The organism is Knoellia sp. p5-6-4, assembly GCF_029222705.1.
Classification (GTDB): Bacteria; Actinomycetota; Actinomycetes; order Actinomycetales; family Dermatophilaceae; genus Pedococcus_A.
This window is the reverse complement of sequence record NZ_JARGZF010000002.1, coordinates 123,406-149,566: the sequence shown is the minus strand read 5'-3', so window position 1 is coordinate 149,566 and position 26,161 is coordinate 123,406. Positions and strand designations below refer to the sequence as shown.

Annotated in this window: 26 protein-coding genes; 22 read left to right on the top strand and 4 right to left on the bottom strand. The window is 72.5% G+C overall.

Annotation, left to right across the window (positions count from 1 at the left end):
- Positions 1 to 56 precede the first annotated feature (56 nt).
- Both P2F65_RS12160 and P2F65_RS12155 read right to left on the bottom strand, forming a co-directional pair.
- Positions 57 to 818: an ABC transporter permease gene (locus tag P2F65_RS12160; protein ID WP_275807867.1), complete on the bottom strand. Its 762-nt coding sequence runs from the start codon at positions 816 to 818 to the stop codon at positions 57 to 59.
- Positions 815 to 1,525: an ABC transporter ATP-binding protein gene (locus tag P2F65_RS12155; protein ID WP_275807864.1), complete on the bottom strand. Its 711-nt coding sequence runs from the start codon at positions 1,523 to 1,525 to the stop codon at positions 815 to 817. The genes P2F65_RS12160 and P2F65_RS12155 overlap by 4 nt, the downstream gene beginning before the upstream one ends.
- 180 nt (positions 1,526 to 1,705) lie before the next feature.
- Here P2F65_RS12155 and P2F65_RS12150 point away from each other — a divergent pair, with 180 nt between their 5' ends.
- The 12 genes from P2F65_RS12150 (at position 1,706) to P2F65_RS12095 (ending at position 12,616) form a co-directional block, all read left to right on the top strand.
- Positions 1,706 to 1,873: a hypothetical protein gene (locus P2F65_RS12150; RefSeq protein ID WP_275807861.1), complete on the top strand. Its 168-nt coding sequence runs from the start codon at positions 1,706 to 1,708 to the stop codon at positions 1,871 to 1,873.
- Positions 1,874 to 2,069: 196 nt separating this feature from the next.
- Complete coding sequence (locus P2F65_RS12145; protein ID WP_275807858.1) at positions 2,070 to 2,237, top strand: hypothetical protein; 168 nt, start codon at positions 2,070 to 2,072, stop codon at positions 2,235 to 2,237.
- A gap of 91 nt (positions 2,238 to 2,328) precedes the next feature.
- Positions 2,329 to 5,247, top strand: a complete 2,919-nt coding sequence (locus tag P2F65_RS12140) for a LuxR family transcriptional regulator (RefSeq protein ID WP_275807855.1) — start codon at positions 2,329 to 2,331, stop codon at positions 5,245 to 5,247.
- Between the two features lie 78 nt (positions 5,248 to 5,325).
- Entirely contained in the window at positions 5,326 to 6,117 is a 792-nt protein-coding gene (locus tag P2F65_RS12135) for a helix-turn-helix domain-containing protein (protein ID WP_275810621.1), read from the top strand.
- Positions 6,114 to 7,532 carry a Fe-S cluster assembly protein SufB gene (sufB, locus tag P2F65_RS12130; RefSeq protein ID WP_275807852.1) on the top strand — a complete coding sequence of 473 codons (1,419 nt, stop codon included), beginning with the start codon at positions 6,114 to 6,116 and terminating at the stop codon, positions 7,530 to 7,532. The genes P2F65_RS12135 and sufB overlap by 4 nt, the downstream gene beginning before the upstream one ends.
- Complete coding sequence (gene sufD, locus P2F65_RS12125; protein ID WP_275807848.1) at positions 7,532 to 8,740, top strand: Fe-S cluster assembly protein SufD; 1,209 nt, start codon at positions 7,532 to 7,534, stop codon at positions 8,738 to 8,740. Before sufB ends, sufD begins: the two co-directional genes overlap by 1 nt.
- Complete coding sequence (locus tag P2F65_RS12120) at positions 8,737 to 9,096, top strand: non-heme iron oxygenase ferredoxin subunit (RefSeq protein ID WP_275807845.1); 360 nt, start codon at positions 8,737 to 8,739, stop codon at positions 9,094 to 9,096. Before sufD ends, P2F65_RS12120 begins: the two co-directional genes overlap by 4 nt.
- 4 nt (positions 9,097 to 9,100) lie before the next feature.
- On the top strand, positions 9,101 to 9,859 hold the full coding sequence (sufC, locus tag P2F65_RS12115; RefSeq protein ID WP_275807843.1) for a Fe-S cluster assembly ATPase SufC: 759 nt from the start codon (positions 9,101 to 9,103) through the stop codon (positions 9,857 to 9,859).
- A gap of 55 nt (positions 9,860 to 9,914) precedes the next feature.
- A complete protein-coding gene (locus P2F65_RS12110; RefSeq protein WP_275807840.1) occupies positions 9,915 to 11,198 on the top strand; it encodes a cysteine desulfurase in 1,284 nt (427 codons plus the stop codon).
- Positions 11,198 to 11,686, top strand: a complete 489-nt coding sequence (gene sufU / locus P2F65_RS12105) for a Fe-S cluster assembly sulfur transfer protein SufU (protein ID WP_275807837.1) — start codon at positions 11,198 to 11,200, stop codon at positions 11,684 to 11,686. Before P2F65_RS12110 ends, sufU begins: the two co-directional genes overlap by 1 nt.
- Positions 11,683 to 12,012, top strand: a complete 330-nt coding sequence (locus tag P2F65_RS12100) for a metal-sulfur cluster assembly factor (protein WP_275807835.1) — start codon at positions 11,683 to 11,685, stop codon at positions 12,010 to 12,012. The genes sufU and P2F65_RS12100 overlap by 4 nt, the downstream gene beginning before the upstream one ends.
- 19 nt (positions 12,013 to 12,031) lie before the next feature.
- Complete coding sequence (locus P2F65_RS12095) at positions 12,032 to 12,616, top strand: acVLRF1 family peptidyl-tRNA hydrolase (RefSeq protein WP_275807832.1); 585 nt, start codon at positions 12,032 to 12,034, stop codon at positions 12,614 to 12,616.
- Here the strand turns inward: P2F65_RS12095 and P2F65_RS12090 are convergent.
- On the bottom strand, positions 12,610 to 13,518 hold the full coding sequence (locus P2F65_RS12090) for a neutral zinc metallopeptidase (RefSeq protein WP_275807829.1): 909 nt from the start codon (positions 13,516 to 13,518) through the stop codon (positions 12,610 to 12,612). The two genes, P2F65_RS12095 and P2F65_RS12090, sit on opposite strands and share 7 nt — an antisense overlap.
- Before the next feature lie 155 nt (positions 13,519 to 13,673).
- Between P2F65_RS12090 and P2F65_RS12085 the strand changes: the two genes are divergently transcribed.
- Positions 13,674 to 15,275, top strand: a complete 1,602-nt coding sequence (locus tag P2F65_RS12085; protein WP_275807826.1) for an ABC-F family ATP-binding cassette domain-containing protein — start codon at positions 13,674 to 13,676, stop codon at positions 15,273 to 15,275.
- 33 nt (positions 15,276 to 15,308) lie between these two features.
- Here P2F65_RS12085 and P2F65_RS12080 read toward each other — a convergent pair whose 3' ends face one another.
- Positions 15,309 to 16,742 carry an MFS transporter gene (locus P2F65_RS12080; protein ID WP_275807823.1) on the bottom strand — a complete coding sequence of 478 codons (1,434 nt, stop codon included), beginning with the start codon at positions 16,740 to 16,742 and terminating at the stop codon, positions 15,309 to 15,311.
- 144 nt (positions 16,743 to 16,886) lie between these two features.
- Between P2F65_RS12080 and P2F65_RS12075 the strand changes: the two genes are divergently transcribed.
- The 9 genes from P2F65_RS12075 (at position 16,887) to P2F65_RS12035 (ending at position 26,134) form a co-directional block, all read left to right on the top strand.
- Positions 16,887 to 18,278 (top strand): wax ester/triacylglycerol synthase family O-acyltransferase, encoded by a 1,392-nt coding sequence (locus tag P2F65_RS12075; RefSeq protein WP_275807820.1) that lies wholly within the window; start codon positions 16,887 to 16,889, stop codon positions 18,276 to 18,278.
- Positions 18,279 to 18,440: 162 nt separating this feature from the next.
- On the top strand, positions 18,441 to 20,138 hold the full coding sequence (locus P2F65_RS12070) for a nitrite/sulfite reductase (protein WP_275807817.1): 1,698 nt from the start codon (positions 18,441 to 18,443) through the stop codon (positions 20,136 to 20,138).
- Positions 20,135 to 20,338 carry a hypothetical protein gene (locus P2F65_RS12065; RefSeq protein WP_275807816.1) on the top strand — a complete coding sequence of 68 codons (204 nt, stop codon included), beginning with the start codon at positions 20,135 to 20,137 and terminating at the stop codon, positions 20,336 to 20,338. The genes P2F65_RS12070 and P2F65_RS12065 overlap by 4 nt, the downstream gene beginning before the upstream one ends.
- A complete protein-coding gene (locus P2F65_RS12060) occupies positions 20,335 to 21,099 on the top strand; it encodes a phosphoadenylyl-sulfate reductase (RefSeq protein ID WP_275807814.1) in 765 nt (254 codons plus the stop codon). The genes P2F65_RS12065 and P2F65_RS12060 overlap by 4 nt, the downstream gene beginning before the upstream one ends.
- On the top strand, positions 21,096 to 22,013 hold the full coding sequence (gene cysD, locus P2F65_RS12055) for a sulfate adenylyltransferase subunit CysD (RefSeq protein WP_275807813.1): 918 nt from the start codon (positions 21,096 to 21,098) through the stop codon (positions 22,011 to 22,013). The genes P2F65_RS12060 and cysD overlap by 4 nt, the downstream gene beginning before the upstream one ends.
- Complete coding sequence (locus P2F65_RS12050; protein ID WP_275807810.1) at positions 22,013 to 23,362, top strand: GTP-binding protein; 1,350 nt, start codon at positions 22,013 to 22,015, stop codon at positions 23,360 to 23,362. Before cysD ends, P2F65_RS12050 begins: the two co-directional genes overlap by 1 nt.
- Complete coding sequence (gene cobA, locus P2F65_RS12045) at positions 23,362 to 24,636, top strand: uroporphyrinogen-III C-methyltransferase (RefSeq protein WP_275807807.1); 1,275 nt, start codon at positions 23,362 to 23,364, stop codon at positions 24,634 to 24,636. Before P2F65_RS12050 ends, cobA begins: the two co-directional genes overlap by 1 nt.
- Before the next feature lie 11 nt (positions 24,637 to 24,647).
- A complete protein-coding gene (locus P2F65_RS12040) occupies positions 24,648 to 25,349 on the top strand; it encodes a CbiX/SirB N-terminal domain-containing protein (protein WP_275807804.1) in 702 nt (233 codons plus the stop codon).
- Complete coding sequence (locus P2F65_RS12035) at positions 25,346 to 26,134, top strand: enoyl-CoA hydratase/isomerase family protein (protein WP_275807801.1); 789 nt, start codon at positions 25,346 to 25,348, stop codon at positions 26,132 to 26,134. The genes P2F65_RS12040 and P2F65_RS12035 overlap by 4 nt, the downstream gene beginning before the upstream one ends.
- Positions 26,135 to 26,161 lie beyond the last annotated feature (27 nt).

The following is a 26,161-nucleotide window of genomic DNA, read 5'->3' as shown; positions in this document are numbered from 1 at the left end:
CGCCCCGGGACCCGCCGCCCGGGCACGGTGCCACCGGTCTGCGGCAGCGGGTGCGCTCAGTCGCTCCACCGGAAGAAACGGGAGGCGAGCGCGGTCGCAGCCGCCGCCCAGACCACCAGCACCAGCCAGTCACCGAGGGGCACCTGGCCGTGGAGGAGGGCGGCACGCAGGCTGTCGCCCAGGGCCGCCGACGGGAGCACCTCGACGAGCCGTGCCAGCCCCTCGGGCAACCGGCTGGTCGGGACCACCACCCCACCGAGGGTCAGCAGCAGCACCCACACGAGGTTGGCCAGCGCCAGCACGCCCTCGGCGCGCACCGTGCCGCCCAGGAGCAGGGCCAGCGCGACGAAGGCCCAGGTGCCGAGGAGGGTCGACACCAGCGCAGCCGGTGTGCCGGACCAGCGCGGCTCCCAGCCCAGGGTAAGGCCCAGCCCTCCGATGACGGTGAACTGCACGGCGACCACGCTCAGCACGGCTGCCGCCTTGCCCACGAGCAGGCCCAGCCGTCCCAGGGGGCTCGCGCCGAGCAGGCGCAGCACGCCGTACCGGCGGTCGAAGCCGGTGGCGATCGCGACGCCCGTGAAGCCGGAGGAGATGACGCACAGGGCGAGCACGCCCGGCACCACCACGTCGACCCGTCGCCCGGCTCCGAGCGGGACGAAGGAGGTGGCCACGAGTCCGGCGAGCACCATGGCCGGCAGCACGATGGCGACGAGCAGCTGCTCGCCGTTGCGCAGCATGGTGAGGGTCTCGAAGCGGGCCTGGGCGGCGATGCGCTGGGGCGCCGGCGCAGCGCGGCCGAGGGTCCGCTGGCTCATCGCGGGCTCCTGCGGGTCAGCTCGAAGTAGACGTTCTCCAAGGACCGCCCGGCCGTGATCTCCTCGCGGCTGCCCTCGGCCACGACCCGTCCGTCGGCGACGATGACGATCTCGTCGGCGATCCGCTCGGCCTCCTCGAACGAGTGGGTCGTGAGCACGACGGCCGTGCCCTCGGCGGCGACCGAGCGCACGAGGTCCCAGACGTCGAGGCGGGCGTGCGGGTCGAGTCCCGCGCTGGGCTCGTCGAGGAAGACCACGTCGGGGGCGCCGACCAGGGCGGCGGCGAGGGCCACCCGCTGCCGCTGGCCCCCGGAGAGGCGGCGCACCGACGTGCCGGAGAAGCGATCGATGCCCAGCTGGGCGGCGAGGTCGTCGACCGGTCGCGGCGCGGCATACATCTGGGCGAGGTGGCGCAGCAGCGCCACCGGGCGTGCGGCGTTGGGCAGGCCACCGTCCTGCAGCATCACGCCGACCCTGGCCCGGTGCTCGGCCGAGGCGTGCCACGGGTCGGCGCCCAGCACGCGCACGGTGCCGGAGTCCGGGCGGCGCAGGCCCTCGCAGCACTCCACCATGGTCGTCTTGCCCGCGCCGTTGGGTCCGAGCACGGCGGTCACCCGTCCCGGCTCGGCCTGCCAGGTGACGCCGTCGAGGGCGGTCACGGACCCGAACTGCTTGCGGAGGTCGGTCACGACGACGGCTGCGGGCACCCGGCGAGTCTAGGTCGCAGGGCTCGTGCGCCGGAGGTCGCCCCGGCAGCGAGCGCCTGAGGTGGGCGGGGGCCTCAGGTCACGCCTGAGGTGCCGGACCCGTTCAAGGGTGTGGGCACTTTCCCCATGTGCCCGGTCACCTCAGGGGCGCAGTGTTGAGGCACCACCGAAGGAGCAACCATGAACCTCATCGCCCACCCCCTCACCGTGGCGGCCGAGCTCAGCTGGAAGCGCGAGAACCTCTCGGGTGCCTCGCTCCGGCCGCAGCGCCGGCAGCGTCGGCTGCAGTGGCCGACCTGGCGCCCCAGCCGGCCCCGCCGCACCAGCGGCACCCTCCGCCCGGCCTGAGGCCAGAGCGCCACGGCCGTCCTCAAGCGACCTCAGCCGGCCTCAGACCCCCTCAGGCGCCGGTCTGAGGCGGCCGACCCGCAGAGATAGGGCAGCAGCCCAATGTGGCGACCCACCTCAGACGAGCACAGTCGAAGCATCACCAGGAACCACCGACCAGGCCCCGACGACGGGGCCACCGCACAAGGAGCACCCCATGTATGGAGACCCGCTGTTCGTCAACGCCGAGCTCGACTACCGTCGCCAGCTCTTCGCCGCCGGCTCGGGCCGGGTCGCGTCGAGCCGGCGCCACGGCCACCGCTGGGCCGAGCGGCTGCACGTCAGGCTGCACCACCGCCACGCCACGCAGGTGCGGCCCGCCTGACCGGCTGCGCGGCCCGGCGATGACCGCGACGCTCGTCCCAATCGGCCGCCAGCAGGCTGCATTGTCAGAGCACTCCGACATAATCTGCGGTGTGCCACTGGATGCCCCTGCTGGCGGCCTCTTCGTGGGCCGCGACGACGACTGCGAGCGCCTGTCGCGCCTGCTGGGTCTCGACCCGGCGGCGGGCCGGACCGGCATGGTCGTCCTCTCCGGCGACGCGGGCATCGGCAAGACCCGGCTGCTGACCGAGCTCACGGCGCACGCCCGCGAGCAGGGGTGGCTGGTGCTCACCGGCCACTGCCTCGGAGAGGTGGGCAGCTCGCTGCCCTACCTGCCGTTCACGGAGATGCTCGGCCGGCTCGAGGCCACGGCACCCGACCAGGTCGACGCGGTCATCGGGGCCCATCCGCACCTCGCCCGCCTGTTCCCCAGCCGTCGCCGCGGAGGTGGGACCGACGAGGCCGGCGCCCTCGACCGGGCCGACCTCGTCGAGGCGGTGCACGCCGCCCTCGAGGACCTCGCCCAGCAGGGGCCGGTGCTCGTCGTGGTCGAGGACGTCCACTGGGCCGACCAGTCCTCCCGCGACCTGCTGAGCCTGCTCTTCACGCGCGGCTTCGCCGGCCCGGTGTCGCTGGTCGCCTCCTACCGCAGCGACGACCTGCACCGCCGCCACCCGCTGCGCGCGACGCTGGCCCACTGGGCTCGTCTGGCTTCGGTGCAGCGGCTCGACCTCGCCCCGCTGGCCGACCGGCACGTGCGCGAGATCGTCCGCGGGCTCGGCGGCAGCGAGCTGGGGGAGCGCGAGGTGCAGGCAGTGGTCGAGCGTGCCGAGGGCAACGCGTTCTTCGCCGAGGAGCTCACCGCGGCCAGTGCGCTGGGCAGGCCGGGCTCGACCGAGGACCTCTCGCGCCTGCTGCTCGTGCGCTTCGAACAGCTCGGCGACGCGGGCCAGCAGGTCGTACGGCTGGCTGCCGCTGCGGGGCGCCAGGTCTCGCACCGGCTGCTGTCCGAGGTCGTCGACCTGTCCGACGCCGAGCTCGACGTCGCCATCCGCGACGCCGTCGAGCACCACGTGCTCGTCCCCACCGACACCGGCGGCTACGCCTTCCGCCACGCCCTGCTGGCGGAGACGGTCTATGACGACCTGCTGCCGGGGGAGCGGGTCCGGGCCCACGAGCGGTATGCCGCCGCGTTCGCCGAGGACCCCTCGCTCGGCACCTGGGCGGACCTGGCCCGCCACGCCCTCGCCGCGGGACACCGCGAGGAGGCGCTCGACGCCAGTGCGCGCGCCGGCGACGCGGCGATGGCCGTGGGCGGGCCGGAGGAGGCCTGGCGCCACTACAAGCAGGCACTGGCGCTGCTGGCCGACGACCACCCCTCCGCCGACTCCCTGACCGTGCGCGCCGCCGCGGCAGCCACCAGCACCGGTCGCGCCTACAAGGCGCTCGACCTGCTCCAGGACAGGCTGACCCGCCGGCCGCAGCTCGCCGACGCCGCCGGTCGGGCCGAGCTCCTCGGTGCGGTGGCGACCACGGCCCGCTTGACGGAGAACCCCGTCGACACCCTTGCGGTGACCAAGGAGGCCCTCAGCCTGCTCCCGCCCGAGGACCAGGGACCCCTGCGCGCCCGCCTGCTCGGCGCCCACGCCCAGGCGCTGGCCGACCGCGGCCGCGACGACGAGGCGACCCGGGCGGGCGACGACGCGATCGCCGTCGCCGAGCAGTTCGAGCTGCGGGACGTGGCCGACGAGGTGCGGGTCGTGCTGGCCAAGGTCCGCGAGCGGACCGGCAACCCGGAGGAGTCGCAGCACGCGCTGGAGCGGATCCTCGAGGACCCGGCGGTGCAGGGGACGCCCGCAGAGAGCCGCGCCCTGCACCACCTCGGGTCGCTGCACCACCGGGCGGGGCGGCTGTCTCAGGCGCTGGAGATCTACCGCCGCGGGGCCTCCCGGGCCAGGGCCGGTGGGCGCGAGTGGGCGCCGTACGCCCTCGAGTGCCGGCTGCTCGGCGGCATCGCCGCGTACGAGCTCGGCGACTGGGCCCAGGCCGAGGAGATCCTGGCCCACGACGGGGCCGATGCGCCGCTGATGGCCCGGGCCCTGCTCGACGCCGCACTGCTCTACGTCGCCGCCGGCCGCGGCGACACGGCCGCCCTCGACGTGGTGCCGAGCACCCGTCGCTGGTGGGAGACCGAGGGACTGGTGGCGCTGCTGAGCGGCAGTGCCGCGATCGACCTGCACGGCGACGCCGGAGACCTGGCGGCCGCCGTCGCAGCCCACGACGAGGTCGTCACCCTGCTGAACCGGCTCTGGCGCCCGCGGTTCCAGGCCCGGGTGCGCCTCAGCGCCCTGCTGCTGGGACAGCTGGCCAGCCATGCCGCCACCACCGCCGGCGCGGCCCGCCACGAGCTGCTGGTGCGTGGTGAGGAGCTGGCGGCCGTGGCCCGAGAGGTCTGGCAGGAGTCCGACGCCTCGGGCAACGGCGGCCCCGAGGCGAGCGCCTGGGCCGCCAGGGCGGAGGCCGAGCTGCTGCGGCTGCGATGGCTCACTGGCGCGGACCCCGGACAGGCCGACCTCGAGGGGGCCTGGTCGGAGGCGGTGCGGCGGTTCGAGGGTTACGGCCACGCGTTCGAGGGCGCGCGGTCCCGGGCCCGGCTCGCGGCGGTGCTCTCCGCGGGCGGCGACCCGCGTGCCGAGGCCGAGGCTGCGGCTGCCACCGAGACGGCCACCAGGCTCGGGGCCCGTCCGCTGCTCGCCGAGCTGCGACCCCTCACCGGCCACCGCCCCCCGCTGCGCGACGCGGCGGCACGCCCGGCGGAGCACCTGACACCGCGTGAGCACGAGATCCTCTCGCTGGTCGCCCTCGGCCGGAGCAACAAGCAGATCGGCACCCAGCTGTTCATCAGCGCAAAAACGGCCAGCGTGCACGTCTCCAACATCATGGCCAAGCTCGGCGCCACCGGGCGCGGTGAGGCCGTGGCCGTGGCCCGCCAGCGGGGCCTGCTCGACTGATTTCTGCGGGATCGGCAGAGGTTAGGCAGACCTTCCTTTCCCCTCTCCCGGCAATTACGTAACATCACTGTTGTGTTTATCGCCGGACACGAACGCCAGGACGGTGCGGCCCAGCCGCAGGTCCTCGAGTCGCGCACGCGCGACCGGGTGTTGCAGGCGATCAGCGAGAGTGGACCCATCACCGCGGCGTCCCTCGCAGACCAGCTCGGCCTGACCGCTGCGGCGGTGCGCCGCCACCTCGACAACCTCGTCGAGCTCGGCCTGATCAGCAGCCGCGAGGCGGTCACCGGCCACCGTGGCCGCGGGCGCCCCGCGCGCGCCTACGTGATGGCGGAGGCCGGCCACCAGGCCCTCGAGTCCGACTACGACCACCTCGCCACCGACGCCCTGCGCTTCCTCGCGGACGCCGCGGGGGAGGGCGCCGTGACGCGCTTCGCCCAGCAGCGGGTCGCCGAGCTCGAGGCCCGGTATGCCGCGGAGCTCGCCGAGGCGGGCGAGGACCGGCAGGCCCGTACGGCGGCCCTGGTGCAGGCCCTCACCCGGGACGGCTTCGCGGCCTCCGCACGCCCCGTGGGGGCGGCGGCCGGAAGCGCAGGCCCGCTCACCGGCATACAGCTGTGCCAGGGGCACTGCCCCGTGCAGCACGTGGCTCGGGAATTTCCCCAGTTCTGTGACGCTGAAACAGATGCGTTCTCGCGGCTGCTCGGCGTGCACGTGCAGCGGCTCGCGACGCTGGCGCACGGCGACCACGTGTGCACCACCTTCGTTCCCACCCCCACTGTCCCGCCCAGGGGCGATGTCGCCCCCGGGCCCAGCGCCATGAGCACGACCACCCCCACCGCAGAAACCACGAAAGGGTCCACGCGATGAGCACCATCGAAGAGCTGAACCCGGGTCTGAAGGACCTCGGGCGCTACGAGTACGGCTGGGCTGACAGCGACACCGCTGGGGCCTCCGCTCGGCGTGGCCTCAACGAGGAGGTCGTCCGCGACATCTCGGCGCGCAAGAACGAGCCCGAGTGGATGCTCAAGCTGCGCCTGAAGTCGCTGCGCCTGTTCGACAAGAAGCCCATGCCCAACTGGGGCTCGGACCTGTCGGGCATCGACTTCCAGAACATCAAGTACTTCGTGAAGTCGACGGAGAAGCAGGCGACCACCTGGGACGAGCTGCCCGAGGACATCAAGAACACCTACGACAGGCTCGGCATCCCGGAGGCGGAGAAGCAGCGCCTCATCGCCGGTGTCGCCGCCCAGTACGAGTCGGAGGTCGTCTACCACCAGATCCGCGAGGACCTGGAGGAGAAGGGCGTCATCTTCGTCGACACCGACACCGGCCTGCGCGAGCACGAGGACCTGTTCCGCGAGTACTTCGCCAGCGTCATCCCGGCCGGCGACAACAAGTTCGCCTCGCTCAACACCGCCGTCTGGTCGGGTGGCTCGTTCATCTACGTCCCGCCGGGCGTGCACGTCGACATCCCGCTGCAGGCCTACTTCCGGATCAACACCGAGAACATGGGCCAGTTCGAGCGGACCCTGATCATCGCCGACGAGGGCTCCTACGTGCACTACGTCGAGGGCTGCACCGCGCCGATCTACAAGTCCGACTCGCTGCACTCCGCGGTCGTCGAGATCGTCGTGAAGAAGAACGCCCGCGTGCGCTACACGACCATCCAGAACTGGTCGAACAACGTGTACAACCTCGTCACCAAGCGGGCCACCGCCGCCGAGGGCGCCACCATGGAGTGGATCGACGGCAACATCGGCTCCAAGGTCACCATGAAGTACCCGGCCGTCTTCCTGCTCGGCGAGCACGCCAAGGGCGAGACGCTGTCGATCGCCTTCGCCGGCGAGGGCCAGCACCAGGACGCCGGCTCCAAGATGGTCCACGCCGCGCCCAACACCTCCTCGACCATCGTGTCGAAGTCGGTGGCCCGTGGCGGCGGCCGCACCTCCTACCGCGGCCTGGTCCAGATCATGGAGGGCGCGCACGGCTCGAAGAGCTCGGTCGTCTGCGACGCGCTGCTGGTCGACAACATCAGCCGCTCCGACACCTACCCCTACGTCGACATCCGCGAGGACGACGTGAAGATGGGCCACGAGGCGACCGTGTCCAAGGTCTCCGAGGACCAGCTGTTCTACCTGATGTCCCGCGGCCTCACCGAGGAGGAGGCCATGGCCATGATCGTGCGCGGCTTCGTCGAGCCCATCGCGCGCGAGCTGCCCATGGAGTACGCCCTCGAGCTGAACCGCCTGATCGAGCTGCAGATGGAAGGAGCCGTCGGCTGATGAGCCTTCTGGCAGACAAGCCCCGCCCCACCGAGGGAGCGCACACGCACTCGGCCGAGACGATGGTCCCGGACCAGTCCCGCGCCGAGCGCAGGACCTCGTATGCCGTCGCGGACTTCGCCGTGCCCGGCGGCCGTGAGGAGGACTGGCGCTTCACCCCCGTGGACCGGCTCTCCGGCCTCTTCGCCGAGGAGGGCAGCTCTGAGCGCGCCGTCACGGTGGATTCGGAGGCGCCCGAGGGCGTCGAGCTGCTCAGCCTGCCGATGGACGACGATCGTGTCGGTACCGCCTACCGCCCGGCCGACCGTGCCGCGGTCACGGCCTGGGCGGGCACCGAGCGTGCGCTCTACGTGGGCATCGCCAAGGAGGCCGAGCTCGAGACGCCGGTCTTCGTGCGAGTCACCGGCACCGGCGCGGGCCGCGGCAACGGCCACACCGTCATCGAGGCGGGCCGGCACAGCCGCGCGACCGTCGTGCTCCAGCACTCCGGCTCCGTGCAGCACAACGCCGGCGTGGAGATCCGGGTGGGCGACGGCGCCGACCTGACGGTCGTCAGCGTCCAGGAGTGGGCCGACGACGCGATCCACCTCGCCCAGCACGACGCCCTCGTCGGCCGCGACGCCCACCTCAAGCACGTGGTGGTCACCCTCGGCGGCGAGATCGTGCGCGTGTCGACCAACACCCGCTACTCCGGTCCCGGCGGCTCGTTCGAGGGTCTCGGCGTCTACTTCGCCGACGCCGGCCAGCACCAGGAGCACCGGCTGTTCGTCGACCACGAGGCGCCGCACTGCACCTCCAACGTCGAGTACAAGGGCGCTCTCCAGGGCGAGACCGCCCACACCGTCTGGGTCGGCGACGTGCTGATCCGCGCGGCAGCCGAGGGCACCGACACCTACGAGCTGAACCGCAACCTCATCCTCACCGACGGCGCCCGCGCCGACTCGGTGCCCAACCTCGAGATCGAGACCGGCGAGATCGTCGGCGCCGGCCACGCCTCGGCGACCGGCCGCTTCGACGACGAGCAGCTGTTCTACCTGCAGTCCCGTGGCATCGACGAGGCGACGGCCCGTCGGCTCGTGGTGCGCGGCTTCTTCGCCAGCATCATCGGCCGCATCGGCGTTCCCCAGGTGCAGGAGCACCTCATGGCCGCCATCGACGCGGAGCTGGGCGGCATCGAGTCCGCCGAGCGCAGCGAGGGCGCCGCATGACGGCCGAGAACACCGCCGTGCAGGAGATCACCGACGCCGACTTCGTGCGTGTCTGCCGGCTCGACGAGCTGCCCGAGGTGGGCGTGGCCGCGGCCGACGTCAACGGGACGGTCATCGCGATCGCCCGGGACGAGAACGGCCACGTGCACGCCGTCAACGACACCTGCACGCACGCGAACGTCTCGCTGTCCGAGGGCGAGCTCGAGGGCTGCACCCTCGAGTGCTGGCTGCACGGCTCGCGGTTCAACCTCGTCACCGGTGAGCCCTCCGGCCCGCCCGCCACCGTCCCTGTCGCTGTCTACCCCGTCAAGATCGACGGTGACGACGTCTACGTCGCCGTTCCCAAGGAGAGCTGAACCTATGTCCACCCTGGAAATCCGCGGCCTGACCGTCACCGTCGACACCGAGAACGGCGTCAAGGAGATCCTGCGCGGCGTCGACCTCACCGTGAAGTCGGGCGAGACCCACGCGATCATGGGCCCCAACGGCTCCGGCAAGTCGACGCTGGCCTACTCCATCGCGGGCCACCCGAAGTACACGATCACCGGCGGCACCGTCACCCTCGACGGCGAGGACGTCCTCGCGATGAGCGTCGACGAGCGCGCCCGCGCTGGCCTCTTCCTCGCCATGCAGTACCCGGTCGAGGTGCCCGGCGTGACCGTGTCGAACTTCCTGCGCACCGCCAAGACGGCCGTCGACGGCCAGGCCCCGAAGCTGCGCACCTGGGTCAAGGACGTCAAGGAGGCCATGGGCAACCTGCGCATGGACCCCGCGTTCGCCGAGCGCAACGTCAACGAGGGCTTCTCCGGCGGCGAGAAGAAGCGGCACGAGATCCTGCAGATGGAGCTGCTGAAGCCGAAGATCGCCGTCCTCGACGAGACCGACTCCGGCCTCGACGTGGACGCGCTGCGGGTGGTCTCCGAGGGCGTCAACCGCGCCAAGGAGAACACCGAGGTCGGCGTCCTGCTGATCACGCACTACACGCGGATCCTGCGCTACATCAAGCCCGACTTCGTGCACGTCTTCGTCGACGGCAAGATCGTCGAGGAGGGTGGCCCGGAGCTGGCCGACCGCCTCGAGGCCGAGGGCTACGACCGTTTCCTGCCGGCCAACGCCTGACCCGGCCGGCGAGCCCACCACCGAGCCCACCACCGAGAGCAGCGAGAGCATCCACGTGAGCGCAGCGCCCTTCAGCGCAGGGGAGTCGGCCCGCATCCGGGCCGACTTCCCGATCCTGTCGCGCACCGTGCGCGACGGGAAGCCGCTGGTCTACCTCGACTCCGGTGCGACCTCGCACCGGGTGGTGCAGGCCCTCGACGCCGAGCGCGCCTGGGCCGAGGAGGCCAACGCGGCCGTGCACCGTGGGGCGCACCAGCTCTCGGAGGAGGCGACCGACCGCTACGAGGGTGCGCGCGCCACGATTGCCGGGTTCGTGGGTGGCCGCGCCGAGGAGGTGGTGTTCACCAAGAACGCCACCGAGTCGCTCAACCTCGCGGCCTACGCGTTCTCCAACTCCGTGGCCGGGCAGGTGAAGGACCCTCGCCTCGACCTGCGCGAGGGCGACGAGGTGCTCATCACCGAGATGGAGCACCACGCCAACCTCGTGCCGTGGCAGGAGCTCTGCCGCCGCACGGGAGCAACCCTGCGCTGGCTCCCGCTGACCGACGAGGGGCGGCTGGACCTCACCGACCTCGGCAGCCTGCTCACCGAGCGCACCAAGGTGTTCGCGTTCGCGCACGTGTCCAACGTGCTCGGCACCGTCAACCCCGTGCGTGAGCTCGCTGACGCTGCACGCGCCGTGGGTGCCCTGAGCGTGCTGGACGCCTGCCAGGGCGCCCCCCACCTGCCGATGGACGTGCGCGGGCTCGGGGTCGACCTCGCCGCTTTCTCGGGGCACAAGATGTTCGGCCCGACCGGCGTCGGCGTGCTCTGGGGGCGCTACGAGGTGCTCGAGCAGATGCCGCCGTTCATCACCGGTGGCTCGATGATCGAGACGGTGCGGATGGAGGGCAGCACGTATGCCGCCCCGCCGCAGCGCTTCGAGGCCGGTTCGCCCAACGCGATGCAGGCCGTGGGCCTGGGCGCTGCCGTGGAGTACCTCCAGGGCCTGGGGATGGACCGCGTGGCCGCCCATGACCACGCGCTCACCGAGGCGCTCCTCGAGGGGCTCGCACAGCGTCCCTGGGTGCGGCTCGTCGGGCCCGCCGACACTGCCGACCGGGTCGGGGCCGTCTCGTTCGTCGCCGAGGGCGTGCACGCCCACGACGTGGGCCAGGTGCTCGACGACCAGGGCGTCGCCGTCCGCGTCGGCCACCACTGCGCCTGGCCGCTGCACCGGCGCTTCGGGGCGACGGCGACCGCGCGCGCCAGCTTCGCGGCATACAACACCCTCGACGAGGTCGAGGCGCTTCTGACGGCGCTCGACCGCGTGCCCGAGGTCTTCGGGGTGGCGAGCTGATGGACCTCTACCAGGAGCTCATCCTCGAGCACAGCAAGCGACCGCACCACGCCGGCCTGCGCGAGCCCTACGACGCCGAGGTGCACCACGTGAACCCCACCTGCGGCGACGAGGTGACCCTCCGCGTGCACCTATCGGGCTCGGGCCGTGAGGCCGTCGTCGAGGACGTCTCCTACGACACCCTCGGCTGCTCCATCTCCACGGCGTCGACCTCGGTGCTCACCGACGAGGTCGTGGGCCACACCGTCGAGCAGGCTCTGCGCACCCACGAGGCGATGCGCGCCATGCTCACGTCGAGGGGCACGGACCCCGGCGACGAGGAGGCCATCGGCGACGGCGTGGCCTTCGCCGGCGTCGCGAAGTACCCGGCCCGCGTGAAGTGCGCCCTGCTGGGATGGATGGCCTTCACTGACGCGTTGAACCGCTCGGGCATCGACACCACCACAGCCACAGACCTCTCATCCGAGACCAGAGGAGAGACAGCATGACCGACACGCAGCAGCTGCCCGCGAACGTCGCCGACGTCGAGGAGGCCATGCGCGATGTCGTCGACCCCGAGCTCGGGATCAACGTCGTCGACCTCGGCCTCGTCTACGGCATCACCGTCGACGCCCAGAACCACGCCGTCATCGACATGACGCTCACCAGCGCCGCCTGCCCGCTGACCGACGTCATCGAGGACCAGACGCAGCAGGCCCTGGAGGGTCTCGTCGCGTCCTACCGCGTGAACTGGGTCTGGATGCCGCCGTGGGGCCCGGACAAGATCACCGACGACGGCCGCGAGCAGCTCCGCGCCCTGGGCTTCAACCTCTGAGCCCGCTGAGACCACGCCCGTGACCAGGCGGCTCGAGGTCGGCCCCGAGCGGGTCATCCGCTGGCTGGACGGCTTCGCCGAGCGTCACGACGGCGCCCTCCTCACCGAGGAGGGCGCCGTCGTGCGTGCCGAGGGCGGGGACGGCGCGGTGGCCGTGTGCACGTCGTTCCCGCACGACCCGCTCGGCCTCGTGCTGGTGCGCAGAGGCGGGTATGCCGTGGGGCTGGCCCACGCGGATCGGCTCACCGCGCACAAGTGCGGTACGCGGTACGTCCAATCCCGCACGGCGGCCGGCGGGTGGTCGCAGCAGCGCTTCGCGCGCCGCCGCGGCAACCAGGCCGACGAGCTCGTGCGGGCGGTGGCCGAGCACGCGCTGCGCCTGCTGCCCCAGGGTTCCGGGCTGCAGGGGATCGTCGTCGGGGGAGACCGGGCGCTGGTGCGCGACGTGCTGGCGGACCCCCGCCTCGCGCACCTGGACGCGCTGCCCCGCCGGGAGCTCTACGATCTGCCGGACCCGAAGCTCGCGGTGCTGCAGGATGCGCTGCGGCGGGGGCGCGCCGTGTGGGTCGACCTCGACGAGCCGGACGCCGCTCGGGCTCAGTAGACCGACTCGACGGCGAAGGTGTCGCAGGAGTTGAGGTTGCCCTTCTGGTAGCCGGTGAGGAACCACTTCTGGCGGGCCTCGGCCGAGCCGTGGGTCCAGGACTCGGGGTTCACCCGGCCCTGGGTCTTCTCCTGGATGCGGTCGTCGCCGACGGCGGCGGCGGCTGAGAGGGCTGACTCGATGTCGGACTGCGTCAGCGGCTTGAGGTAGGTGACGCCCTTCTCGTCCTTGGTGGTGGCGGCGTGGTTGGCCCAGACACCGGCGAGGCAGTCGGCCATCAGCTCGACGCGCACGGCCCCGCTCTCGGCGCCCTGGGGGTCCTGCTGCGCCCGGTCCAGCAGGCCGAGGACGTTCTGCAGGTGGTGGCCGTACTCGTGCGCCACGACGTACATCTGGGCGAGGGAGCCGTCGTCGGCGCCGAACTGGGACTCGAGGATGGAGAAGAAGTCGGCGTCGATGTAGATCTGCTGGTCGAGCGGGCAGTAGAACGGCCCGACCTGGTTGGAGGCGGTACCGCAGCCCGACTGGGTGGCGCCCTTGTAGAGCACGGTCTTGGCCGGTGGGTACTCCTTGCCGTAGCGGGGGAGCTCCGATGCCCAGTAGTCCTGCACCGAGTTCACCGTGCCGATGACGCGGCACTCCACGTTGCGGTTGGCGTCGGCGCCGGTCTTGCACTCGGCGAAGGCGTCGCCGCTCTGCTCGCCGCCCGGCTCGACCTGTCCGCTCCCACCGGGGTCGGTGCCGGTGCCGGGCAGGTCGCCGGGGTTGATGCCGAAGATCATGAGGATGATCACCAGGATGAGGCCGCCGAGACCCCCACCGACGACCATGCCGCCTCGCCCACCGCCCCCGCCGGACGACACCTGCGAGGTGTCGAGCTGGACGTTGTCGTTGAAGCTCATCGGACCTCCGCGGGGACTGGGCGTGACGGGCGCGCCCTGATCACTCTCGTAGACTAGTGATCTCAGCCCCTCAGCGGCGCAACCGCAACTGATGCGAGCGCCTGCCGCCCTTGCGCGGGCAGTGTGGCACCCGAACCGATGTCTGGAGTTACGTAGTGATCGCCGCCAGCGGGATCGAGCTGCGCGCGGGTTCGCGCCTGCTGCTCGACAATGCCACCTTCCGCATCGCCGCCGGGGACCGTGTCGGTCTCGTCGGCCGCAACGGAGCCGGGAAGACCACCCTCACCAAGGTCCTGGCCGGCCAGGGCCAGCCGGCCGCGGGGAGCGTCACCACCTCCGGGCAGGTCGGGTACCTGCCGCAGGACCCGCGTACGGGCGACCTGCACGTGCTGGCGCGCGACCGGGTGCTCTCCGCGCGCGGGCTCGACCGCATCATCACCGACATGCGCACCGCCGAGAAGGCGATGGCCGACGCCGACGACGACACCCGCGAGAAGGCGATGCGCCGGTACTCCCGACTGGAGGGCGAGTTCACCGCGCGTGGTGGGTATGCCGCGGAGTCCGAGGCCGCGTCGATCGCCTCCGCCCTCGGGCTCGACGAGCGGGTACTCGGGCAGCCGCTGTCGACTCTCTCCGGAGGCCAGCGCCGCCGCGTGGAGCTCTCGCGGATCCTGTTCTCCGGAGCCGAGACGCTGCTCCTCGACGAGCCGACCAACCACCTCGACGCCGACTCGATCGCCTGGCTGCGCGACTACCTCAAGGGCTACAAGGGTGGCCTCGTGGTCATCAGCCACGACGTCGAGCTGCTCGACGCCGTGGTCAACCGCGTCTTCCACCTCGACGCCAACCGCGCCGAGGTCGACGTCTACAACGTCGGCTGGAAGCCCTACCTCCAGCAGCGCGAGACCGACGAGCGGCGCCGGAAGCGCGAGCTCGCCAACGCGCAGAAGAAGGCCTCGGCCCTCATGGAGCAGGCCGAGAAGATGCGGGCCAAGGCCACCAAGGCCGTCGCGGCACAGAACATGATGCGCCGCGCCGAGCGGATGCTGGCAGGGGTCGAAGGGGAGCGCACCCAGGACAAGGTGGCCAAGCTCCGCTTCCCCGACCCCGCCCCGTGCGGGAAGACGCCGCTGCGGGCCAGCGGCCTGTCGCGCTCCTACGGTTCGCAGGAGGTCTTCACCGACGTCGACCTCGCCATCGACCGCGGCTCGCGCGTGGTCGTCCTCGGGCTCAACGGCGCCGGCAAGACCACGCTGCTGCGCATGCTCGCGGGCGTCGACGCCCCCGACACAGGGCAGGTGGAGCCGGGTCACGGCCTGCGCCTGGGCTACTACGCCCAGGAGCACGAGAACCTCGACGTCTCACGCTCCGTGCTCGAGAACATGAAATCGGCCGCGCCCGACACCTTCGGCGAGACCGAGGTGCGCAAGGTGCTGGGGTCGTTCCTGTTCAGCGGTGACGACGTCGACAAGCCTGCCGGGGTGCTCTCCGGCGGCGAGAAGACCCGCCTGTCGCTGGCGATGCTGGTCGTCTCGTCGGCGAACGTGCTGCTCCTCGACGAGCCCACGAACAACCTCGACCCGGCCTCGCGCGAGGAGATCCTCGGTGCGTTGCGCACCTACAAGGGCGCAGTGGTGCTCGTGACCCACGACGAGGGCGCTGTCGAGGCGCTCGAGCCCGAGCGGATCCTCCTGCTGCCCGACGGGGTGGAGGACCTCTGGGGCCAGGACTACCTCGACCTCATCTCGCTCGCCTGACGCCGGTACCCGGTCAGCGTGCCCGCCGGCCGGTCAGGCCGTTGCCTCCTGGGCCGCGGCGACCGGAGCGGGAGTACGGGGCAGCATCGCCGAGGCCACCACTCCCGCGACTCCGATGACGGCCAGCACGGCCAGGGCCAGCCCGTAGGAGCGCTCCGGGGTGGTCGTGATGCCCGCCACGAGGATCGTGCCGGCGACAGCGGTGCCGAGCGACGAGCCCAGGTTGGACACGCTGCGCGACAGTCCGGAGATCTCGCCCTGGAGCTCGTCACCGAAGGCCGACTGCACCACGTTGACCGACGGCGTCAGCATGAGACCGACTCCCAGTCCGGTCAGGAAGAGTCCGGGCGCGAAGACCCAGGCGCTCGTGGCGTCCTTCGACACGGCCAGGGACACCATGGCGAGGAAGACGACGAGCCCGACCGTCGTGAGGACGAAGCCCCCCATGATGAGGGTCCGCTGCGCACGCCGCTTCGCGAACCGCTCGGCGCCGAGCGACGACGCCAGCAGGCCGACCGTGGCTGCCGTGAAGATCACGCCGGTCTCGATCGCGTCGTAGCCGCGCACCACCTGCAGGTAGGCCGCGACCGTGAACGAGACACCCATCAACATCAGCCACTGGGCGTTCTGGGTGATGAGTCCGAGGTTGGACGTGCGGTTGCGGAACAGGCCGGTCGACAGCAGGGCCTCCTTGCCAGCACGCTCCTTGGCGCGCATCGACAGGAAGAACCACAGCAGCAGGAGTGAGCCGGCCGCCACCAGGCCGAGCATCAGCCAGATGTTGTTGTCGGTCGCCATGATGCCACTGACGACCAGGATGAGGCCGACGGACGACAGCACCGCTCCGCCGGTGTCGAAGGGCCGTGTGGGGTCCGGCGGCAGGGGGTCCTCGACATGGCGGCTCAACAGGACGATCACCGCGATGACCAGCGCCTGGAAGACGAAGGCGGCGCGCCAGCTGATGGCTGAGGTGATGAGGCCGCCGATGAGCGGTCCTGCCGCTGCGCCGATGCCTCCCGCCGCGCTGATCGCCCCGAACGCGCGGGCGCGCGAGGTGACCTCGGTGAACAGCAGCGTCGTGAGGATGTAGACCGGCGGGATCAGCAGCGCCGTGCCGACGCCCTCGAGGATGGAGTTGCCGAGGATGAGGATGCCCAGACCCGGCGCCGCCGCGCTCAGCAGCGCGCCGATGCCGTAGACCACGAGACCCAGCGTGAACAGCCGCTTGCGGCCGTAGCGGTCGGTCAGCTTCCCCCCGGGGACCATGAGCGCCGCCATGACGAGCAGGAAGATGGTGATGGCGACCTGGATGCCCTGGACGGTGGTGTCGAGGTCCTCGCTCATGTCGTTGATCATCACGTTCATGTTCGACCCGGCGAAGCTGCAGATGAACTGAGCGAGGGCGAGGGGGACGAGCACCCTTCGGAGCGCCTTCGACGGTCGTCCACTGGCGGCGTGCTCGGCCATGGTGCCCTGCCTTCCGGTCGGTCACGGGTCCGGCGACGACCGTGCGCGTCGCGTCCCCTCGATGGTGTGGTGCTCCCCACCGTCTCGGCAGGGACCAACGTCCCGTCACCGCCGTGGCACGCGCGGCGGTGCCACACTGCCCGGGTGACCCGCGCGGACCGGCTCAGCGCCCTCGACGCGATCTTCCTGCCGATGGAGACCCCCACCCAGTCGCTGCACGTCGGGTCGGTGTTGGTGCTCGACGGTCCCGCGCCGGACCCCACCCTGTTCCGTGAGCACGTCGCGACGAGGGTGGCGGCCGTGCCGATCCTCCGTCGACGGGTGCGCAGGATGCCGCTGGACCTCGGCCGGCCGATCTGGGTGGACGCGACAGGCTTCGACCCTGCCGAGCAGGTGCACCACGCCGTGCTCCCTGCCCCTGGCGACCACTCCCAGCTGCGTGGCCTGGTGGCGCACCTCATGGCACCGCGCCTGGACGCCGACCGACCGCTCTGGGAGGTGTGGCAGGTCGATGGCCTGGCCGGGGGACGTTGGGCCGTGGTGGCCAAGGCACACCACACGATGGTCGACGGGAAGTCGGGGGTCGACCTGGTGCGGGCCCTTCTGGCCGATGCACCTGGCGGAGCTCGACCACGGCCGGTGGACGACGGCCCCCGGCCCACCCCGTCGCTCCTCGGGTTGGCGGGCGACTCCTTGGCCTGGCTGGTCCTCCTGCCACCTCGCGCGATTCGGCTGGTCGTGCGTTCGCTCCTGGCCCCTCGGGGGGCGCGACGCCGTGTCGAGCAGCTCCGGTTCGGGCTGGCCCAGGTGCTCCGGCCAGACCTGCCGCCGTCGATCCTCAACGGCCCGTTGAGCTCCCTGAGGGTCTGGGGCTGGGCCGGGGCGGACCTCGCCGATGTCACCGCGGTCGCACGGACCGCGGGGTGCACGGTCAACGACGTGTTCCTCGCCGCGCTCACGGGCGGCTACCGGCGGTGGCTGCTGGGCCGCGGGGAGGCCTTGGACGGCATGGTGCTCCGGGCGATCGTGCCGGTGTCGCGCCGGGTGCCCGGAGAGCCCGGGAGGCTGGGAAACCTCTCCTCGGCCATGTTCGTGGAGCTGCCCGTGCACCTGCCCGACCCCGCGGCTCGGCTGGCTGCGGTGGCCGCGCGGACGGCCGAGCAGAAGGCTTGTGAGGTGGCCGACGCCACGGCAGCGGTGGTCCGGATGGCCGACCACATCCCCGCGGCACTGGTCGCCCACGGGGCCCGGGCGTACGGGCGCTCGGGCCAGGGGCGGGTCAACGTCGTCGCGTCCAACATCCCCGGTCCGGTGGAGCCGCAGTACCTCGCCGGCCGGCGGCTGCTCGAGCTGGTGCCGTACGTCCCCACCGCGCAGGAGGTCCGGGCCAGCGCGGCGATGGTCACCTACGCGGGCAGGCTGACGGTCGGCATCACGGCGGACGGTGAGGCCGTGCCCGACGTCGACCTCCTCATCGGCGCTGTCGAACGAGAGCTCGGCGACCTCGTGACCGCGCTCGGTCGGTCTCGGTCCTAGGGCGCAGCCCGTCGCGAAGGCCCGGCCGGACGGGGCAGGGGCGGCCGGGGGAGTACCCCCGCCGGCATTATCAGATAATGGACAGTTATGCATCGCATAACGAATCCGGATGCACACTGAACGTCACGCAGCTCCAGCCCCCCGGCATACGAAGGAACGCCCGTGTCAGTCGAGACGACGCCGCGCCACGCCCCCGTCGCCCGCCCCAACCGGCAGGCAGGCAAGGCCACCGGCGCCTGGGCCGAGGGCGACCGCACACCGCTGAACCACAACGAGGAGTTCAAGGCCGCCGATGACGGCCTCAACGTGCGCGCACGGATCGAGGAGGTCTATGCCAAGGAGGGCTTCGCCTCGATCACGCCGGACGACCTGCGCGGCCGGATGCGCTGGTGGGGGCTCTACACCCAGCGCAAGCCCGGCATAGACGGCGGCCAGACCGCCTCGCTCGACCCGGCCGAGCTCGACGACCAGTACTTCATGCTGCGCGTGCGCAGTGACGGCGGCGCCCTGAGCACCGAGCAGCTGCGCACCATCGCCGGCATCAGCACCGAGTTCGCCCGCGACACCGCCGACGTCACCGACCGGCAGAACATCCAGCTGCACTGGATCCGCGTCGAGGACGTCCCCGAGATCTGGCGACGCCTCGAAGCGGTCGGCCTCACCACGGCCGAGGCATGCGGTGACACCCCGCGCGTGATCCTCGGCTCCCCGGTCGCGGGCATCGCGGCCGACGAGGTGGTCGACGGCACGCCGGCGATCCGGGAGATCCTGGAGAAGCACATCGGCAGCCCCGAGTTCTCCAACCTCCCGCGCAAGTTCAAGACCGCGATCTCCGGCTCGCCGAGCCTGGACGTCGCCCACGAGGTCAACGACATCTCCTTCGTCGGCGTGCACCACCCCGACTTCGGCCCCGGCTTCGACGTCTGGGTCGGCGGTGGTCTCTCCACCAACCCGATGTTCGCCCAGCGACTGGGCACCTGGGTCTCGCTCGCGGAGGTGCCGGAGGTCTGGAAGGGCGTCGTCTCCATCTTCCGCGACCACGGCTACCGCCGGCTGCGCAACCGGGCCCGGCTGAAGTTCCTCATGGCCGACTGGGGCCCCGAGAAGTTCCGCGAGGTGCTCGAGAAGGACTACCTCGGCCGCGCCCTCGTCGACGGCCCCGCGCCGGAGCTTCCGAGCGAACACCGGCGCGACCACGTCGGCGTCCACCCGCAGAAGGACGGCCGGTTCTGGGTCGGCGGCGCCCCGGTCGCCGGCCGCGTCAGCGGCACCACCCTGTATGCCGTGGCGGAGCTGGCCGAGCGTCACGGCTCGGCCCGCGTGCGCCTCACCGCCCACCAGAAGCTCCTCGTGCTCGATGTGCCCGAGGACGCGACCCGGGCCGTCGCCGACGGGATGGAGGCCCTCGGCCTGCCCACGGCTCCGAGCGAGTGGCGGCGCGGCGTGATGGCCTGCACGGGTATCGAGTTCTGCAAGCTCGCACTGGTGGAGACCAAGGCCCGCGCCCGGACCGTCGTGGCCGAGCTGGAGCGCCGCCTGCCCGACCTCGATGTGCCCTTCTCGATCCACGTCAACGGCTGCCCGAACTCGTGCGCGCGCACCCAGGTGGCCGACGTGGGCCTGAAGGGCATGGTGCAGAAGGGCGATGAGGGCAACCTCGTCGAGGTCTTCCAGGTGCACCTCGGCGGCAGCCTCGGCAGCGAGCCGTCGCTGGCGCGCAAGACCCGAGCGCTGAAGGTCCGTGCCGACGACCTGCCCGACTACGTCGAGCGGCTCGCCGGGCGCTACCTCGAGCAGCGCGAGGCGGGGGAGTCGTTCGCCGCGTGGGCCCGCCGAGCCGACGAGGACGACCTGAGATGACCCGTCACCGCGCGACCACCGCCATCTACCACTGCCCGTTCTGTGCCGAGGAGGACCTGCGCCCCGTCGCCGAGCCCGCCGGTGCGTGGGCGTGCCAGGCCTGCGCCCGGGTCTTCACCGTCGAGCTCGTCACCGTCGACACCACCCAGATCCCCGGCCGCGTGGCCGAGGAGCAGGCCCTGAGAGGAGGACAGCCGTGACCACCACCACCCCAACCAAGCGCGACACGAGCGAGCTGCGTGCCCTCGTCGCCGCCGGGGCAGCCCGCGCCGACGAGGCAGCCGCGAGGCACGCCGAGGCCGGGCACGACCCCCACGAGGTCGTCGTCGAGCAGTCCCGGGAGGCCCTGCGCTGGGCTGCGGAGACGTTCGGCGACCGCCTCACCACCGCGAGCAGCATGGGCGACGAGGTGCTGGTGCACCTGCTGGGCACGACCGTCCCCGGTGCCGACGTCTTCTTCCTCGACACCGGCTACCACTTCGCCGAGACGCTCGGCACCCGTGACGCGTATGCCGCGATGCTCCCGCTGCGGGTCCGCACGGTCACGCCCCAGCAGACCGTGGCGGAGCAGGACGCCCAGCACGGACCCCGTCTGCACGAGCGGAACCCCGACCTGTGCTGCGCCCTGCGCAAGGTGGCCCCGCTGGAGGAGGCCATCTCCGGGCACGACGCGTGGGTCACCGGGATGCGTCGTGAGGACGCGCCGACCCGCACGGACGTCGACATCGTGGCGTGGGACGCCCGCCGGCAGATCGTGAAGCTCAACCCCATCGCCCTCTGGGCCCAGGCAGACGTCGACCGCTATGTCGCGGAGCACGACGTGTTCCTGAACCCGTTGCGGCAGAGCGGGTTCGCCTCCATCGGCTGCGCGCCCTGCACCCGGCCGGTGGCCGACGGAGAGGACCCCAGAGCCGGCCGGTGGGCCGGAAGGAACAAGACGGAATGCGGACTGCACACATGACCCAGGCACTGCCAGCCAACTACGTCCTCGACCACCTCGACCACCTCGAGTCGGAGGCGATCCACATCTTCCGCGAGGTCGCGGGCGAGTTCGAGCGGCCGGTGATCCTCTTCTCCGGCGGCAAGGACTCCGTGGTGATGGTGCACCTGGCCCGCAAGGCCTTCGCCCCGGCCCCGCTGCCGTTCCCGTTGCTGCACGTCGACACCGGTCACAACTTCCCCGAGGTGCTCGACTACCGCGACGCCACCGTCGAGCGAATCGGCGCGCGCCTGGTGGTCGCCCGGGTGCAGGACTACATCGACGACGGGCGGCTGCGCGAGCGCCCAGACGGCACGCGCAACCCGCTGCAGACCGTGCCGCTGCTCGACGCCATCGAGACGAGCCGTTTCGACGCCGTGTTCGGTGGGGGCCGTCGCGACGAGGAGAAGGCCCGGGCCAAGGAGCGCGTGTTCAGCCTGCGTGACGCGTTCGGGGCCTGGGACCCGCGCCGCCAGCGGCCCGAGCTCTGGGACCTCTACAACGGACGCCACACGGCGGGCGAGCACGTGCGCGTCTTCCCGCTGTCGAACTGGACCGAGCTCGACGTCTGGCGGTACATCGCCCGCGAGGACATCGAGCTGCCGGAGATCTACTACGCCCACGAGCGCGAGGTGTTCCAACGCGACGGCATGTGGCTGACCCCGGGGGAGTGGGGCGGACCCCGCGAGCACGAGCTGACCGAGAGCCGCCTCGTGCGCTACCGCACCGTCGGCGACATGAGCTGCACGGGAGCCGTCGACTCCGACGCCGCCGACGTCGAGGCCGTGATCCGTGAGGTCGCCGCCAGCCGGCTCACCGAGCGGGGCGCCACCCGCGCCGACGACCGGCTGTCGGAGGCCGCCATGGAGGACCGCAAGCGACAGGGGTACTTCTGATGACGACCACTCTTCCAGCACCCGCCGCCGCGGCACAGTCGGCCGCTGCGACTGCTGCGGGCCACGACCTGCTCCGGCTCGCGACCGCCGGCAGCGTCGACGACGGCAAGTCCACCCTGGTGGGCCGCCTCCTCTACGACACCAAGTCGGTGCTCACCGACCAGCTCGACGCCGTCGAGCGGGTCAGCCGCGACCGGGGCCTCGCGGCGGCCGACCTCGCACTGCTCACCGACGGCCTGCGCGCCGAGCGCGAGCAGGGCATCACCATCGACGTCGCCTACCGGTACTTCTCGACGGCCACCCGCTCCTACGTCCTCGCGGACACCCCGGGCCACGTGCAGTACACCCGCAACATGGTCACCGGGGCGTCCACCGCCGAGCTGGCGCTGATCCTCGTCGACGCCCGGCACGGGGTCGTCGAGCAGACTCGGCGACACCTCGCGGTCACGGGCCTCCTCGGCGTGCGGCACGTCGCCCTGGCCGTCAACAAGATGGACCTCGTGGGCTGGGACGCCGAGACCTTCGGTGACATCGTCGGCGAGTTCGCGCGGCTGGCCGGCCGTTTCGGCATCGACGACATCGCCGCCGTGCCGGTGTCGGCGCTGCTCGGGGACAACGTCGTCGAGCGGTCGCCCAACACCCCCTGGTACGTCGGACCCACCCTCCTCGAGCACCTCGAGTCGGTGCCGGTGGGGACCAACCCTGCCGTCGAGCCGCTGCGCTTCCCCGTGCAGCACGTCGTGCGCCCGCGTACTCCTGAGCACCCGGACTACCGCGGCTACGCAGGTCGGCTGGCCTCCGGTGTGGTCCGCCCCGGCGACGAGGTGGTCGTGCTGCCCTCCGGACGCCGCACCACGGTGGTGGGGATCGACCGGGCCGGCCCCGACGCCGCGGTGCGCGAGGAGGAGGTCGCCTTCGCGCCGCAGAGCGTGGTGCTGCGCCTGGCCGACGACATCGACATCTCCCGAGGGGACACCATCACGGCAGCGGACCGCCCCAGCCGGACGACCCGCTCCCTGAGCGGGACGGTCGCCGTGCTGGCCGAGCGGGTGCTGCGCAGCCGGGACCGGGTGCTGCTCCGGGTCGGCACCCGCACCGTGCGTGCCATCGTCGAGGATGTCGTCGACCAGCTCGACATCGAGTCGATGGAGCAGCGCCCCGCCCCGGATGGGCTTTCGCTCAACGCGATCGGCCGAGTTCGGTTGAGGCTGGCCGATGAGGTCGCCATCGACGACTACCGCGAGCTGCGCCGCACCGGCGCGTTCCTCCTCATCGACGAGGCCGACGGCGCGACGCTGGCGGCAGGCATGGCCGAGGCAGCCGACCGCAGCGCCGGCGAGGGCATCTGATGGACGCCGGGTACCCGATCTCCCTCGACCTCACCGGTCGTCGGGCCGTCGTCGTGGGCGGGGGACCCGTGGCCACCCGGCGGGCGAGGAGCCTGCTCGCGGCCGGTGCGGCTGTCGAGGTCGTCGCGCCCTGGGTGACCGAGGACCTCCGCGAGGAGGCCGGCGCAGGGCGCCTGGTCTGGCACGAGCGCGACTACCTCGTGGGCGACCTCGTCGACCCCGAGCCGGCGTGGCTGGTGCACACCGCGACCGGAGACCGCGAGGTCGACCAGGCCGTGGCCGCCCACGCGGAGGCCGCGCACATCTGGTGCGTGCGCGCCGACGAAGCGGCCGCCTCGTCCGCCTGGACGCCGGCCGTCGCTCGCGGCAGCGAGCGCACGCCCGCCGAGGGCCTCACGGTGGCCGTGACGGCCGGCGGCGACCCCCGCCGGGCGACCGCCGTGCGCGACGCCGTCCTCGCCGGGCTCGATAGCGGCACCCTGCCGGTGCGCCGGGTCCGGCCCGCTGCCGCACGGGAAGGCGTGCCGCACGTCGGCTCGGTCGCCCTCGTCGGTGGCGGTCCCGGCGCCGACGACCTCGTCACCGTGCGGGGTCGGGCACTGCTCGCCGCGGCCGACGTCGTCGTCACCGACCGCCTCGGCCCGCGGGGCCTGCTCGAGAACCTCGCCGACGACGTGGAGGTGGTCGACGTGGGCAAGACCCCCGGCAACCACCCCGTGGGCCAGGACCGCATCAACGAGCTCCTCGTCCACCACGCGAGGGCCGGGAAGAACGTCGTGCGCCTCAAGGGTGGCGACCCCTTCGTCCTCGGCCGGGGTGGTGAGGAGGCTCTCTTCTGCGCGCAGCACGGCATACCGGTCGAGGTGGTGCCGGGCGTGACGTCAGCCGTCTCCGTGCCCGCAGCGGCCGGCATCCCGGTGACCCACCGCGGGATCACCGCGTCGTTCGTCGTGGCGTCGGCCCACGAGGGTGCCGACGTCGTGACGACCGCGCTAAAGGACGCCCCCGCCGACGCCACGCTGGTCCTGCTCATGGGCGTCAGCCGGCTGAGGAGCACCGCTGCCGGCCTCATCGCCGCGGGCCGACCTGCGGGCACGCCCGTCGCCCTCATCGAGTCGGGGTGGACCGAGGGGCAGCGCACCACGGTCACGACCCTCGAGCGCGCGGCGAGCGACGCCGAGGCGGCCGGGGTGCGCGCGCCGGCCATCGTCGTGGTCGGTGACGTGGTGCGGGTGCGTGAGCAGCTCGGCGACCTCGCGCGCAGGCCGGCGTAGCCTGCGGCGAGATGAGCGACGTACCGGACATCGTCCTGCTGGCCCACGGGTCCCCGGACCCACGGCACCGTCACGGGGTCGACGCCCTGGCCCACCGGGTCCGGGAGGCGTCCCCGGGGCGGGGCGTCCACACGGCATACCTCGACCACCACCCGCCCACGCCCGCGGACGCGGCTGCGCGGGCCCTCAGCGGGGTGGTCGTGCCCGTGCTCCTCACGCCCGCCTACCACGCACGGGTCGACGTGCCGGAGGCCGTGGCGGCGATGAACGCGAGCGCCGGCCCGTTCACCGTGTCGCCGGCCCTGGGCCCGCACCCGCTGCTGCTCCGCGCCGCCGCCGAGCTCCTCGCGAGGGCGGGCACCGCTGCCGACCCCGGCACCGCCGTGGTGCTGTATGCCGCCGGCTCCAGCGACAGCGCCGCAGTCGCGAGCATCGGGGAGACGCTGCGCACGCACGGGGCGCCGGGGGGGTGGGGGCCCTGGCGGGTGGCCGCCCTCGACGGTGGCAGCGCCCTGCCCGAGGTGCTGGACGAGCTGCAGGGGAAGGCGCGGGCGGTCGTGGCCGTGGCGTTCATGGTGGCCGAGGGAGTGCTGCGCGACCGGATGGCAGAACGCTGCGCGGCTGCCGGCGTGCCGCTGGTCCCCGGCGCGCTGGGCGACACCGCGGCAGCGGCCGCACTGGTGCTCGAGAGGGCCGATAGCCTGCGGGCGTGACTGAGCAGACCAGGCCGCACCCCCACCTGCGGGTCGACCGCGACGGCGCGGTGCTGACCGTCAGCCTGAGCAACCCCGGCCGCCGCAACGCCAAGACGCCGAGCCTCTGGCTCGCCCTCGCCGAGATCGCCGACACACTCGACCCGGAGGTGCGGGTCGTGGTGCTGCGCGCCGACGGTCCTGCGTTCTCGGCGGGCCTGGACCTCGCCATGCTGACGCCCGAGGGCGTCGGCGGCGAGATCTCGATGCTGGGGCAGGCGGCCCGGGGCGCGCAGGAGATGGCCGACGTCATCGCGCCGTTCCAGCGCGGCTTCTCGGCCTGGGCCGACGTCGACGCGATCGTGGTCGCCGCCGTGCAGGGCCACGCCATCGGGGCGGGCTTCCAGCTCGCCCTCGCCGCCGACCTCCGGGTGGTGGTCGACGACGTCCAGCTCGCGATGCGCGAGACGTCGCTGGGCCTGGTGCCGGACCTCGGCGGCACGGCGCCCCTCGTGCACCTGGTGGGCTACAGCAAGGCCCTGGAGATCTGTGCGACCGGCCGGGCGATCGGCGCGGCCGAGGCCGTCGCCAGCGGTCTGGCCTCCGTGGCCGTGCCGCGCGACGAGCTGGAGGCGACGACCGCCGACCTCGTGGCCGCGCTGCTGGCCGCACCGGCTCCCGCGTTGCGCGAGCTCAAGCCGCTGCTGCGCAGGGCGGTCACGGCCGCCCGGGATGAGCAGCTGCAGCACGAGCGCGAGGCCCAGGGCCGCCTCATGCACGCCCTCGTGACCAGCCGGGGCCACTGACGTCCAGCCCGCCTCCCCCCGCCCCGC

What these genes read in the sequence shown, in the direction of transcription:
- P2F65_RS12100 (WP_275807835.1), top strand. Translation starts at nt 11,683, where the DNA reads ATGACCGACACGCAGCAGCTGCCCGCGAACGTCGCCGACGTCGAGGAG.
- sufB (WP_275807852.1), top strand. Translation starts at nt 6,114, where the DNA reads ATGAGCACCATCGAAGAGCTGAACCCGGGTCTGAAGGACCTCGGGCGC.
- P2F65_RS12050 (WP_275807810.1), top strand. Translation starts at nt 22,013, where the DNA reads ATGACGACCACTCTTCCAGCACCCGCCGCCGCGGCACAGTCGGCCGCT.
- P2F65_RS12040 (WP_275807804.1), top strand. Translation starts at nt 24,648, where the DNA reads ATGAGCGACGTACCGGACATCGTCCTGCTGGCCCACGGGTCCCCGGAC.
- sufC (WP_275807843.1), top strand. Translation starts at nt 9,101, where the DNA reads ATGTCCACCCTGGAAATCCGCGGCCTGACCGTCACCGTCGACACCGAG.
- sufD (WP_275807848.1), top strand. Translation starts at nt 7,532, where the DNA reads ATGAGCCTTCTGGCAGACAAGCCCCGCCCCACCGAGGGAGCGCACACG.
- sufU (WP_275807837.1), top strand. Translation starts at nt 11,198, where the DNA reads ATGGACCTCTACCAGGAGCTCATCCTCGAGCACAGCAAGCGACCGCAC.
- P2F65_RS12065 (WP_275807816.1), top strand. Translation starts at nt 20,135, where the DNA reads ATGACCCGTCACCGCGCGACCACCGCCATCTACCACTGCCCGTTCTGT.
- cobA (WP_275807807.1), top strand. Translation starts at nt 23,362, where the DNA reads ATGGACGCCGGGTACCCGATCTCCCTCGACCTCACCGGTCGTCGGGCC.
- P2F65_RS12080 (WP_275807823.1), bottom strand. Translation starts at nt 16,742, where the DNA reads ATGGCCGAGCACGCCGCCAGTGGACGACCGTCGAAGGCGCTCCGAAGG.
- cysD (WP_275807813.1), top strand. Translation starts at nt 21,096, where the DNA reads ATGACCCAGGCACTGCCAGCCAACTACGTCCTCGACCACCTCGACCAC.
- P2F65_RS12160 (WP_275807867.1), bottom strand. Translation starts at nt 818, where the DNA reads ATGAGCCAGCGGACCCTCGGCCGCGCTGCGCCGGCGCCCCAGCGCATC.
- P2F65_RS12120 (WP_275807845.1), top strand. Translation starts at nt 8,737, where the DNA reads ATGACGGCCGAGAACACCGCCGTGCAGGAGATCACCGACGCCGACTTC.
- P2F65_RS12150 (WP_275807861.1), top strand. Translation starts at nt 1,706, where the DNA reads ATGAACCTCATCGCCCACCCCCTCACCGTGGCGGCCGAGCTCAGCTGG.
- P2F65_RS12145 (WP_275807858.1), top strand. Translation starts at nt 2,070, where the DNA reads ATGTATGGAGACCCGCTGTTCGTCAACGCCGAGCTCGACTACCGTCGC.
- P2F65_RS12090 (WP_275807829.1), bottom strand. Translation starts at nt 13,518, where the DNA reads ATGAGCTTCAACGACAACGTCCAGCTCGACACCTCGCAGGTGTCGTCC.